We start from the raw sequence: 12,226 nt of genomic DNA, 5'->3' as shown, positions 1-12,226 counted from the left end.
TGCAGGCCCTCGGCGGCGTTGATGATGCACTCGGTGCCCTCGGACTCGCCCGCGCGGGGCTCGACCGTCGCGGTGGCCCAGAGGCCGGGGAGCTTTTCGAAGTAGACGATCTCGTGGATGGTGAGCTTGTCGCCGGGGTTGACGCGCCCGACGAGTTCCATGTTCTTGCGATTGACCGATCCGGTGCCCACGGTGAAGCCGCGGAACTCGTGCTTGTCGGCCGCGGGGAAGCACTCGGTGCGGGCGCCGCGCTTGCGGGCGCCGAAGTAGCCGATCACCCCGCCGCGCTGGGCGGTGACCTGGGACTCGCGGTAGTGGGAATAGAGCTCGGTATCGAAGGCCGGGCGCGGCACGGCGGCGCAGGCGCTCAGGCTCAGGGCGATCGCAAGGGTGAGAAAGAGGCGTTTCATGGTTGCTCCGGGGAACTGGTTGGTGGTCTCTCGCGGCCGGGCAGCCTGGCCTTCAGCCAGGGCGGCGGCACGGGGCCAAGGCCGTCGTGATCGTGCACGTGCTCGTGCACGACTCCGGCGTCCACATGGCCGCCAGGGGCTGAAGTCAGCGGGTTCTACCGCTCAAATTGCCACATCAGCCGGTTTTCAATACTATGGCCGCGTGATTCGGGGAGTCAACGGCGCGCGGCGGGCGCGCCGCAATTGCGCGCTACCAGGGAGAGAGGCACCGTGGCAGGCATTGCCGTCATATCAAATCCGCACTCACGCAGAAATCTCAAGAACCCGGTCATCTCCGAGGAGATGCGAGCCCTGCTGGGCAGCGACGGGATCGTGATCGAGACCCAGAGCGTCGCCGAGATTCCCCACGCCATCGAGCAGTGTCTCCAGCGGGGCGTCGACATCCTGGCCATCAACGGCGGGGACGGCACGCTCCACTACGTGACCACGAAGCTCGCCCCCATGTATGCCGAGGCCGGCCGCGAGTTGCCGCTCATCGCGCTGCTTCGCGGCGGGACGATGAACACGATCTCCAAGGGAATGAAGACCCTCTCGGGCAGCCCGCTGCACATCCTCGGGCGCATTGTCGACAAATACCGCCGCGACGAGCGCTTCTTCGTGGCCGAGCGCCACGCTCTGGATCTCAACAACGGCGAGCAGCTCGGCTTCCTCTTCGGCATCGGGCTTCCCGCCAGCTTTCTGCAGGCCTACTACCAGGGCGAGAGCCGCGGTCCTCTGAAGGGCGCCTACGTGCTCGGGCGCCTCGTGCTCAGCACGCCGGTCTGGGGAAAATACGCCCAGCGCGTCTTCCACCGGGTGCGTGCCTTCGTCGCCGCCGGCGGCGAGGAATCGCCCTACGAGAACTACACCGCGATCTTCGCCTCCACCGTGACGGAGATCGGGCTTGGCTTCGAGCTCTTCTCGCGCACGCTCGAAAAGGACGGCCACTTCCTGCTGCTCGGCGGCGCGCTCTCTCCGGTGAGCTATGTCGCCCAACTCGCGCGCATCTACACGGGCGAGACTTTGAAGGGCGCCATGTTCGACCGCGTCACCACCGACGCGGTGATCGAGCTCGAGGGGGAATACCCCTACATGTTCGACGGCGACGTGAAGACCGGGATCACGACCTTCCGCCTTCGCTGCGGCCCGAAGCTTCGCTTCATCCAGAAATAGGAAGTCTTCCCATCTTCGGCCCCGGGCGCTAGGTTTGGCCGCGTCCGAGAGCTTCCGGGCGTGAGCGAGTAACCAGCGCGCGAAGGAAAGGCGGATCGTCGTGGCAAACATCATCGGCATCATCGGGGGCAGCGGCCTCTACGAAATGGAAAGCCTGACCGGCGTCGAGGAAGTCGTCGTCGATACGCCCTTTGGCGCAACTTCCGACGCCATCATCAAGGGCAACCTGGGGGATGCGACGCTCTACTTTCTTCCCCGCCACGGGCGCGGCCACCCGCTGCTGCCCTCGGAGGTTCCCTACCGCGCCAACATCTGGGCGCTCAAGAAGCTGGGTTGCCAGCGCATCCTCTCGGTGAGCGCCGTGGGCTCCATGAAGGAAGAGATCGCGCCCGGCCACATGGTCATCCCCGACCAGTTCATCGACTGGACCAAGACCCGCAAGAGCACTTTCTTTGGCGAGGGATGCGTCGTGCACGTGAGCTACGGCGACCCGGTCTGCCCCGCGCTCGGCGACGCGCTCGAAGCGGCCTGCAAGGAAGTGGGCGTCACCGTCCACCGCGGCGGCACTTACATCTGCATGGAGGGCCCCCAGTTCTCCACCAAGGCGGAGTCGAATCTCTACCGGAGCTGGGGCGTCTCGGTCATCGGCATGACCAACGCCACCGAGGCCAAGCTCGCCCGCGAGGCCGAGCTTTCCTACGCCACGCTGGCGCTGAGCACGGACTACGACTGCTGGCACGAGGGCCACGACGAGGTCACGGTGGAAGAAGTCATCAAGGTGCTCCTGCAGAACGTGGCCAACGCCAAGAAAATCCTGCAGGCCGTGGTGCCCAGGATTCCCTCGACCCAGGAAGTCCCGGTTCCCTCGGCCATCGCCAACGCAATCATCACCGCGCCGGAGAAGATACCGGCCGAAACCCGCAAGCGGCTCGATCTAATCATCGGCCGCTACCTGCCTTCTGACGATTAAAAAAACGGAGAGAACTCATGGCACTTCCCATCCTGGTGGTCGGCACCGTCGCTTTCGATAACGTGGAAACCCCTTTCGGCAAGGTAAAGGACGCACTCGGCGGATCGGCCGTGTACTTCTCCTACTCGGCCAGCAAGCTCGCCCCGGTGCGCCTGGTGGGCGCGGTGGGCAAGGACTTTCCCCGCAAGCACGTGACCATGCTCAAGAAGGAGAAGATCGACGCCTCCGGCCTGGAGTATGTCGATGGAAGCAAGACCTTTCGCTGGTCGGGCAAGTTCGAGGACGATCTCAACGAAGCCATTACCCTCGATACCCAGCTCAACGTGCTCGCCGAATTCGCCCCGAAAGTGCCCGAAGGCTTCAAGGACACGCCCATCGTGTTCCTGGCGAACCTCGACCCGGACCTCCAGCTCGACATCCTCTCGCAGATGAAGAAGCCCAAACTCGTTCTGGCCGACACCATGAACCTGTGGATCGACATCAAGCTGCCGGCCCTCAAGAAGCTGCTCAAGAAGATCGACGTCCTCACCATCAACGAGGGCGAGGCCCGGCTTCTGACGAAGGAGCTCAACCTGGCCGCCTGCGCGAAAAAGCTGCTGACCATGGGCCCGGGGCGCGTGATCATCAAGCGCGGCGAATACGGCGCCACCATGTTCACGAAGAAGGACTTCTTCGCCCTTCCGGCCTACCCGCTGGAGATGATCAAGGATCCCACCGGCGCCGGGGACACCTTTGCCGGCGGCCTGGTGGGCGAGCTGGCCAGGCAGGGCAAGTTCACCGAGAAGGCCTTCCGGCAGGCTCTGGTGCGCGGCTCGGTCCACGCCTCCTTCGTGGTGGAGGGCTTCTCCCTGGACGGCATGAAGAAGGCCACCCCGGCAAAGCGCAAGGCGCGCTACAACGATTTCGTGCGCTTCACGAAGGTCTAGGCCGGGCGCCCAATCGCTCATCCGCTTACGCGGCGCGTTGACCGCGCCGGGGCCGGGTGATAGTCTGGTGCGGAAATCAGCCTCTCTCGGCTGGCTGAGGGCACTGCCGGGCATTTTCGTGTCTGAGGGGGCACGGGAAGGAACGCGGCCCAGCCGTTCATGTTTGAACTCGATCCATCACTGAATCATCTGGATACCCCACCCGAACGAGTGGTCTCCGTTATTACGTCGCTCAATAATCCGGCGGTGATGACGGATCTTCCCGAGCCCGAACCGACGATGGCCTACATCTGCTCGGCGCAGTTCGACACGGGCAACTTCGGGATGTGGATCTACCTCTATCATCAGAGCAGCCACGTCGCGCGCATCTATTCCTGGAGCGAGGGGGAAATCTCCCGCGACCAATTTGCCGACGTGGAGTCCATGGCGCTCGACTTTGCCGAGTCCATGGGCTTTGTCATGGACAACGCCCAGTACCGCAAGATGCCGCCCGATGAGCGCATTGCCTTCTACAACTCGCTTCCGGTATTCCGCGCCGACCTGGACGGCTTCGCCGCCCAGGAAGAAGCCAAGGAAGATCCCTCGCTCGTCGATATTTCCGAAGAGATGGAAGAGATCGACCTCGACGATATCGAGGGCGAGAGCGACATCGAGTTGGTGGAGGCCGAAGAAGAGCCCGGTGTGAAGTCGGTGCTCGACGAATACGAGGCCGAACATCCGGGCGAGCCCGTCGACATCGAGAACGTCAATCCCTTCGACGACATGCACGCGGCCGAACCCGAACCGGTCGAAGTCGAGCCCATGGAAGTTGAGTCCGCCGAGATGGAGCTCGAAACCATCGAAGAGGCCGAGCCGATCGAGGAACTCGACCTGGCCGAGGCCGCCCCCATCGAGCCCGAGCCGGTGCAGGCCGAGTCGCTCGAAGAAATCGACATTGCGAGCCTTGAGGACGAAGATACCATCGACCCGCTGGTGGCCCAGGTGGTGCGGGAAGCCGGCGAAAGCGGCGAGAGCCTGGACGAGACCATTGCCGGGCTCGATGATCTGGAAGGCTTTGGCGCCGAAGAGAGGCCCGCAGCCGACCCCTTCAGCGGCGGCGATGAGACCGGCGATCTCGATGGCGCGCTCGACAGCCAGTTCGACTCCATGTTCGAGCACGGCGACGAAGAAGAAATCGTTGAAGTCGTCGAACAGGCGACGCCCCAGGACGTGATCGAGGAAGAAGTCGACTTCTCGGAGCCCGAGCCTGAGCCCGAGGCGCCCGTCGAGTCCTTCGACATCGATATCGATGAAAGCGATGACATTGCCATCGACGTCGCGGGGGATGCAGGAGACGACCTGCTCTCCGACGAGGCTGTGAGCGATGTACTCGATGATGCTGCCGCCCCGGTCGGGGGCGCGCCCGACGACCTGAGCTTCATGGACGAGGTGGTGGACGCCGCGGCTTCGGCTGCTGAGCCGCCGGTCGCCGAGCCGGACGGCGACTTCGGAATCGATTTCGGCGACGAAGACAGTGAGGATTCCTTCTCCATCGACGTCGAAGAGCCCGAGGCGCCTGCTCCCGAAGCCCCGGCAGAGGAGGCCGCACCGGCGGCCGAGCCTGAGTCCGAGGCAATTGATTTCGGCACGGGAGAGGACGATTCCGCGGGCGATGATCTCTTCGGAGAGGAAGAAGAATCCTCCGAAATTGGCGATACGACCGCCGATATCGACTTCGGTGGGATACACGATGATGAGGGGGATTCCACGGCCTCCGGCTGGGAAGCCCCCGCGCCCCCCGCGCCGGAGCCCGAGGCCCCTGAGCCCGTCGCAGCCGCACCGGAGCCCGAGGCGGCGGCCATGGCCTCGCTGGAAGAAGAACTCGCGGGTGAGGAGCCGGCTCCCGTGGCCGCTCCGGCACAGCCGGCGCTCAGCGCCGAAGAGATCGCCAATCGGCTCGATAAAGTCGGTCGCCTTCTCTCGATATGGTAAACAACATGACGATGCCCAAGATGCTGAAAAAATTCCTCCCCGGCGCGGCCCTGTGCCTGCTGCTGGTCCCCGTGCTGGCATTCATGCTCAGCGGGTGCGCCGACAAGGACGCCCGCAAGAAAGCCGAAGCCCGGGTCGCCCTGTGCCTGGAGCACTTCGACGAGCGCCGCTACCCCATGGCGCTGGCCGAGTGCCTGAAAGCCGAAGAGGCCGACGACGAATACCCCGAGGTCTACAACGCCAAGGGGCTGATCTACATGCGTCAGGGACGCTTTACCGAGGCGATCGAGAACTTCCAGAAGGGCCTCGATCTCGATCCCAAGCTCTCGAACGCACGGACGAACCTGGGCATTGCCTATGCAGAGATCGGGCGCCTGGACGAAGCGCTCGAGCAGTTCGAGATTGCACTGAGCGACGATCTGCACCGCAGTCCCGACGTGACGCTGACCAACATGTGCGAGGTCTACCTGCGCAAAAAACAGTATGCCAAGGCCGTCGACTACTGCCGGCAGGCGATCGATCGCAACCGCGCGCAGTGTTTTGCCCATTACACGCTGGGCCGTGCCTACGTGGAACTCGGACAGCCGCGCAGCACCATCGATGAGATGGGGCTGGCGGTGAAGTATTGCCCGAACTGGTATGACCCGGTGTTCCTGCGCGGGGAAATGCGCCTGAAACTCAAGCAGTTCCCCCAGGCCTGCAACGACTTCTGGGATGTCATCGATGCCGATCCAGAGGGCAAGCTGGCCATCAAGGCGCGCCGCTACACCGAGCGACTCAAGTGTACGCCGCGCCCGGTGGAACCCACCGAAGCAGAGAAATCCAGAAAGAGCGAGCGGAACCCGCGCAACAATGCGCAGCCGCTTCCCTATGCCCGCTGATCGGGGAGACCGAAGGAACACATGGAAAGTTTTGGGCGGTTTCTGAGAGCTGAGCGCGAGGCACGGGGCGTGTCCATCGAGGACCTTGCCCAGGTGACCAAGATCAGCCGTCAGGTGCTCATCGACCTGGAAGCCGACCACTTCGAGAGCCTGCCCGCGCCCGTGTTCCTCAAGGGATTTGTCCGCACCATTGCGCGCACCCTGGCGCTTCCCCAGCAGGAAGTGATGGAGCGCTTCGACGAGTTTCTCAAAACCCATGGCCCGGGTGCGGGGCAGGGCGGCGAGAGCAGTTCGAGTCGCAGCGGTGTTTCGCAGGGCGGCTCCAATTCGGACGGCCCGACTCCCGCACCGCGTGAGAGCTGGGGCCCGATGCCCTTCGTGCTCGGCGTGGTCGCGCTGCTCGTCGCGATTGTAATCGCCTACCAGGTCGGCTCGGATGAGCCGCCCAAGGTTACGAAATACGCCAACCAGCCCGAAGCAGCAGAGCCTGCAGAGCCAGAGCCCGCGGCAACGCAATCCGAAGAGCCGGCACCTGAAGCGGAGATGCCCGCCGAAGAGGCGAGCGAAGCGCCCGCCAAGCCCGTCGCCCGCGATGCAAAGGAGCCGGAACAGCCCGCTGGTGAGGCGACGGAACAGCCGGTGGCAGCCGCTGCCACGCCCGAACCGGAGCCCGAGGCGCAGGCTGCGCCCGTACCGCGCAATCAATGGATCATTCTCAAAGCGCGCAAGGAAATCTGGATTCGCGTGAGCGAGGATGACGAGGAGCCGCGCAACTTCAAGCTCGATGCCGGTGAGCAGATCCGCCAGCGCTTTGCCAAGGCGCTGGAGATTCGCGTGGGCGATCCCTCGCGCCTGTCGGTGGAGACACCGGAGGGATCGTTCAAGACCCTTGGCGGCGCGACGAAACCGCGTACCTGGAACTTTCCGTTGAGTGAAGATGCCAGGGCCGAGCTGTCCGAGCTCTCGGCGAACTTCGTCGAGCCCGAGCCGGAAGCACCGGCTGCGCAGCCCGAACCGGCTGCGTCGGCCGAGCCGTCCGCACCTGCCTCGAGCGAGAGCACCGAAGCTCCCGCCGATCAGCCTGCCGAGTAACTAGCCCTTTTTCTGTTGGGACCGGCGCGCGCGCTCACGAATGCGAAGGCGCAGTGCCTGGAGCTTGATGAAGCCCTCGGCGTCCTTCTGGTTGTAGGCGCCCTGGTCGTCTTCGAAACTGGTGACCTTCTGGTCATAGAGGGAGACCGGGCTCTTACGGCCGGCCAGTGTGACCGAGCCCTTGAAGAGCTTGACGCGCGCGGTGCCGGTGACGTTCTTCTGGGTCTCCTTGATGAGCGCCATCATGGAGTCCATCTCGGGCGAGTACCAGAAACCGTTGTAGATGAGCTGGGCATACTTGGGCATCAGGCCGTCGCGCAGCAGCATGGTCTCGCGGTCCATGGTGAGCTGCTCGACCCCGCGGTGCGCGACGTGCAGCACCGTGCCACCGGGCGTCTCGTAGACGCCGCGGCTCTTCATGCCGACAAAGCGATTCTCCACCAGGTCGATGCGACCCACGCCATGACGGCCGGCGACCTCATTGAGAGTCGCCAGCAGCTTGGCCGGGCTCATGAACTCGCCATTGATGGCGACCGGGTTGCCGTGCTCGTAGTCGATCTCGAGATACTCGGGCTTGTCGGGCGCCTTCTCGGGCGAGGTGGTGAGCTGGAACATGTCCTCGTAGGGCTCTTTCCACGGGTCTTCGAGGATGCCGCCCTCATAGCTGCAGTGCAGCAGGTTGAGGTCCATCGAGTAGGGCTTTTCCGCCGTGATCGTGATGGGGATCTTCTTCTCGTTGCAATAGTTGATGAGATCCGAGCGGCCCTTGAACTCCCAGTCGCGCCAGGGGGCGATGACGGTGACATCGGGCTCCATGGCGTAGTAGGTCAGCTCGAAGCGCACCTGGTCGTTGCCCTTGCCGGTGGCGCCGTGGCAGACGGCATCTGCGCCCTCGGCGCGCAGGATTTCGATCTGGCGCTTGGCAATGAGCGGGCGCGCCACGCTGGTGCCCAGCAGGTAGATCCCCTCATACAGGGCGTTGGCCTGCAGGGTGGGGAAGACGAAGTCGCGCACGAATTCCTCGCGCAGATCGTCGATGTAGATCTTGCTGGCACCGCATTCCTTGGCCTTGGCATCCAGGGGGGAGAGCTCCTCGCCCTGGCCCAGATCGGCCGCAAAGCAAATGACCTCGCACTTGTAGGTCTCGATGAGCCAGCGCAGGATCACCGAGGTGTCCAGACCACCTGAATATGCGAGTACGACCTTCTTGACGTCCTTGCTCATGAATCCTCTTTCGCGCCTGCATGGGTGCGGCGCATCCATCGTAAAGTTCGGAACTTGGGTGCCGGGGAGAGGGGAAAGGCCCGGGCGTCTACTTCGCAGCCTGGGCGAGCTTCTCGGACCAGCCGGAGGGGAGCTGTTGGGGCTGCTTGTAGGAGTCTTTGCCGCCGGCAATCAGGTCACCATCGTCGAGCGGCCCCCCGTAAATGCGGTGGCAGTCATAGCAGGCGGCTTTTGCCTTGGCAACGAAATACGGGATGCGTGAGTCGCCCGGGTGCAGGGCGATGCTCTCGATGCGGGCGGCGGGAATCTTGAGCCGCTGCGCGCGCTGGAGCCAGTGCCCGTCGGGGGGCAGGGGGCGGCGCTGCAGAGCGCCGGAAATGCGCTTGAGCTCGACCGACGCGCTGTAGAGCTGCTCGACGAGGGCGCGGTGCGCCTCGGCGTCGTCTTCGGGCTCGGCTGGCTCAGCGGGCGCGGCCTTGCTGGGCGGTGCGCCCTTTTCGGTGAGCACGCGCAGCGCCGTGGCGCTCTCTTCCATGAGGAGCTTCAGGTGCAGGCGATCTGCCTGCCGAAGCTGGGAGAAGTGCTTGCGATAGCGGTCCACGAGGCCCGGGGCCTGGGCAAGCGCGGTGCCGGCGAGGATCAAGACGACCAGCGCGGCGGGTATCCAGCTTCGACTCTTCACGCCCGGCAGTCTACCCACCCGGCGCATCGGATTCTACCTTGGCCGCCCGGCCCGTGCGGGGCCGGGACCGGGGAGGGCGCCAAGGGCGCACGGGCATGCTAGAGTCCCTCCCGCAAGCGATGGCAAGAATACTCGCAGTCGACTGGGGAGAGCGCCGCGTGGGCCTTGCGGCCTGCGACGCCTCGGAAATGCTGGCCAGCCCCCACAGCGTGCTCACCCGCAAGAACGACCGCCAGGTCGTGGGGGAGGTGGCTGCCGTGGCATCGGCGATCGGGGCCGAACTGCTCGTGGTCGGCCTGCCGCTCAACATGGACGGCACCGAGGGCGAGAGCGCCGCCCGGGCCCGCAAGCTCGCCCGGTATCTGGCGGCGGCCACGGGGCTCGAAGTGCTGCTGCGCGACGAGCGCCTCTCCAGCGAGGAAGCCACGCGGCGACTGCGCGAGGGCGGCAAAAGCTCGCGCGAGATGCGCGGCAAGCTCGACGCGGTGGCCGCGGCCGTGGTGCTCGAGGACTTTCTTGCCGAACGACACGCAAACAAAACGGAAGAAACATCGTGAGTGAACAAACGCAACAGCGGGGCGGCGCCCTGCGCGCTCTGGCCATCGCAGGCCTGGTTGTGGCGCTCGGCGCCGCGGGAGCCTGGCAGTGGATGACCGGCGCGCCCGGCGGCAGCGGCGCCCCCGAAGTGGTCTTTGTCGTGCCGCCAGGCAGCACCGCCCAGCGCGTGGGGGGCGAGCTCGAAGAGCTCGGCCTCATCCGCAGCGCACGCGGCTTTCGCCTGCTGCTTCGCCTCAAGGGAGACGCCCGCCGCCTTCGCGCCGGCGAGTTCGCGCTGCGCGCCTCGATGGACGCGGGGCAGGTGATCGACGCGCTCATCCGCGGGCCCTTCGTCCTGCACCAGGTCACCATTCCCGAGGGCTTTTCCGCCCGGCAGATCGCCGCGCGCCTTGCCGCCGAGGGCTTCGGCACCGAGGAGAAATTCCGCGAGCTCATGTTCTCGGCCGCCTTCGCCGACCGCCTCGACATTCCGGGTCCCTCGCTGGAGGGCTACCTCTTCCCGACGACCTATTCCTTCTCGCGGCCCTTTACCGAGGAGCGCGTGCTCTCGGCCATGGTGGCCGAGACCAGAAAGCACCTGCCGCCCGTGATCCCCGAGAGCGTCAGGGCGCGCGGGATCACCGACAACCACAAGCTCCTCACGCTCGCCTCCATCGTGGAGAAGGAAACCGGCGTGCCCCACGAGCGACCCTACATCGCCGCTGTGTTTCTGAACCGCCTGGCAAAGGGAATGCGCCTCGAAACCGATCCCACGGTGATCTACGGGATCGGCGAGGACTACGACGGCAACATCCGCCGCAAGGACCTGGAGACCTGGACGCCCTACAACACCTATCGAATCAAGGGCCTGCCGCCCGGCCCCATCGCCAGCCCCGGCGCCGAGGCCATTGACGCCGTGCTCCATCCGGCAGAGGCCGACTACCTTTTCTTCGTCGCCAAGCAGAGCGAGCACGGTGTCCACTATTTCTCGGAGACCTACCCGCTCCACGAGCAGGCCGTGCGCTACTTCCAGCTCGGCAAGGGCAAGGCCCCGCCGGCCCAGGACCTCAAACCCGCGGAGTAGGCCGCATGGCGGCCTTTGTTCGCATCTGAATGGTCACTTACTTTCTGGCCCTTTCCATTTCCGTGATTTTTTTCGGGCCCGAACCGGGCGAGGCATGCCTCGCCCGTCCTGGATTGCGGGTCGTGTTTACAGATTCCAAAAATTTTTTCTTCTCCCTGTCCTGAGCCTGTCGAAGGGCTTCCGCGCGCACGAAGATCGTTCCGGCCGGGGGCGGCCGGTGGAGGCCGCTCCACTCACCTCTCCCTTTGGGAGAGGTCGCGCCCATGGCGCGGGTGAGGGTTCCGTCACTGCTGCAACAAAACCCTCACCCTTACCCTCTCCCAAAGGGAGAGGGGATTGGAGTCGGACCCTCGAAGGCGCGCGGGCGGTTGCGCCGACGGACCTCCGGAGCCGGAGGCTCACCCATCTTCACCACTGCGGCGGTGGGTGACCGCGCCTTCGCTATGTCCAGTTTTCAGTATGGGAAAGAAAGAAACTCACGCAAGGGGTGTGACCCATGATGGCCCACGATGGACCGAAATGACCCGAGATGGACCGATGAAATAGGGACACTTGTCGGCGCTCACGTGTCAGCCGGTTGCCTGAAATGCCTCATGAAAGATGACGGTGCCTTCGGGAATCTCAGCCGCAAAAGGCAGGACGAGAAAGAACTCCGGCGGAACGCCTTCGTAAGAAAGCCCGGGATCGTTCTTGAAGCCGAATCGCTCGTAGTAGTTGGGATCTCCCACCAGCGCGCACCCTTGTGCGCCTTTGGCTTTGAGCAGTGCCAGGCCTTCGTTGATCAGCGCTTTGCCGATGCCTTGTTTGTGCAGCTCGGGCAACACCGAAACCGGCCCGAGGCCGTACCACCCGGTCGTGCCGTCCGAGATGTCGATTGGGGAGAAGGCAACGTGTCCCACAACGCGCCCATTGATTTCCGCGACCAGTGAGATGGTCAGCGCCCCCGCAGCCCGCAAGGCCTTGACGATGAAATGCTCCGTCTGGTTGCTGACCTCGAGCGTTTTGAATGCGGCGAGGGTAACCTCAGTGATGGCATCGATATCGGAGGCTGTTTCTTTTCTGATGATCATTCGAGTCCCGATACTTGGGTACGCGGAACTCACCCCGCCCGTCCGTTTTCCTCGTGCGTGAGCTTGAAGCGCTGGAGGGAGTCGGTCAGTGACTTCGATTCCTTTTCGAGATCGATGACGACTTCGCGGAGCTGTTCGGTGAGCGTGAGGTTGCGGCCGGCCAGCTC

Annotated in this window: 12 protein-coding genes; 8 read left to right on the top strand and 4 right to left on the bottom strand. The window is 64.5% G+C overall.

Translation table 11 applies throughout. The annotated features are described in order from the left end of the window. The coding region (locus tag KDH09_18330; GenBank protein MCB0221660.1) for a hypothetical protein at positions 1–410 on the bottom strand (410 nt) is incomplete at its 3' end. A 270-nt stretch (positions 411–680) separates the two neighbouring features. On the opposite strand from KDH09_18330, the gene KDH09_18325 reads away from it, so the two are divergent. The 6 genes from KDH09_18325 to KDH09_18300 all read left to right on the top strand — a co-directional run bounded on the left by KDH09_18325 (position 681) and on the right by KDH09_18300 (position 7,462). Continuing rightward, complete coding sequence (locus KDH09_18325; protein ID MCB0221659.1) at positions 681–1,622, top strand: hypothetical protein; 942 nt, start codon at positions 681–683, stop codon at positions 1,620–1,622. A 100-nt stretch (positions 1,623–1,722) separates the two neighbouring features. Further along, complete coding sequence (mtnP, locus tag KDH09_18320; GenBank protein MCB0221658.1) at positions 1,723–2,592, top strand: S-methyl-5'-thioadenosine phosphorylase; 870 nt, start codon at positions 1,723–1,725, stop codon at positions 2,590–2,592. Between the two features lie 17 nt (positions 2,593–2,609). Next, positions 2,610–3,518 (top strand): bifunctional hydroxymethylpyrimidine kinase/phosphomethylpyrimidine kinase, encoded by a 909-nt coding sequence (locus KDH09_18315; GenBank protein MCB0221657.1) that lies wholly within the window; start codon positions 2,610–2,612, stop codon positions 3,516–3,518. Positions 3,519–3,767: 249 nt separating this feature from the next. Continuing rightward, positions 3,768–5,489 (top strand): hypothetical protein, encoded by a 1,722-nt coding sequence (locus KDH09_18310; GenBank protein ID MCB0221656.1) that lies wholly within the window; start codon positions 3,768–3,770, stop codon positions 5,487–5,489. A gap of 5 nt (positions 5,490–5,494) precedes the next feature. Further along, positions 5,495–6,370, top strand: coding sequence for a tetratricopeptide repeat protein (locus KDH09_18305; GenBank protein MCB0221655.1), 876 nt, complete (start codon positions 5,495–5,497; stop codon positions 6,368–6,370). Positions 6,371–6,391: 21 nt separating this feature from the next. After that, positions 6,392–7,462, top strand: a complete 1,071-nt coding sequence (locus KDH09_18300; protein ID MCB0221654.1) for a helix-turn-helix domain-containing protein — start codon at positions 6,392–6,394, stop codon at positions 7,460–7,462. Here the strand turns inward: KDH09_18300 and KDH09_18295 are convergent, their stop codons facing one another. Both KDH09_18295 and KDH09_18290 read right to left on the bottom strand, forming a co-directional pair. Beyond that, positions 7,463–8,686 (bottom strand): argininosuccinate synthase, encoded by a 1,224-nt coding sequence (locus KDH09_18295; protein MCB0221653.1) that lies wholly within the window; start codon positions 8,684–8,686, stop codon positions 7,463–7,465. A gap of 88 nt (positions 8,687–8,774) precedes the next feature. Next, a complete protein-coding gene (locus tag KDH09_18290; protein MCB0221652.1) occupies positions 8,775–9,368 on the bottom strand; it encodes a hypothetical protein in 594 nt (197 codons plus the stop codon). A gap of 119 nt (positions 9,369–9,487) precedes the next feature. Between KDH09_18290 and ruvX the strand changes: the two genes are divergently transcribed. Continuing rightward, a complete protein-coding gene (gene ruvX / locus KDH09_18285; protein MCB0221651.1) occupies positions 9,488–9,925 on the top strand; it encodes a Holliday junction resolvase RuvX in 438 nt (145 codons plus the stop codon). Next, a complete protein-coding gene (gene mltG, locus KDH09_18280; protein ID MCB0221650.1) occupies positions 9,922–10,989 on the top strand; it encodes an endolytic transglycosylase MltG in 1,068 nt (355 codons plus the stop codon). The genes ruvX and mltG overlap by 4 nt, the downstream gene beginning before the upstream one ends. Positions 10,990–11,558: 569 nt before the next feature. Here the strand turns inward: mltG and KDH09_18275 are convergent. Beyond that, positions 11,559–12,059: an N-acetyltransferase gene (locus tag KDH09_18275; protein ID MCB0221649.1), complete on the bottom strand. Its 501-nt coding sequence runs from the start codon at positions 12,057–12,059 to the stop codon at positions 11,559–11,561. Positions 12,060–12,226 lie beyond the last annotated feature (167 nt).

This window comes from Chrysiogenia bacterium (assembly GCA_020434085.1).
In the GTDB taxonomy this organism is placed as follows: domain Bacteria; phylum JAGRBM01; class JAGRBM01; order JAGRBM01; family JAGRBM01; genus JAGRBM01.
The sequence above is the reverse complement of the archived record's forward strand: the minus strand, read 5'-3'. Positions and strand labels throughout refer to the sequence as shown.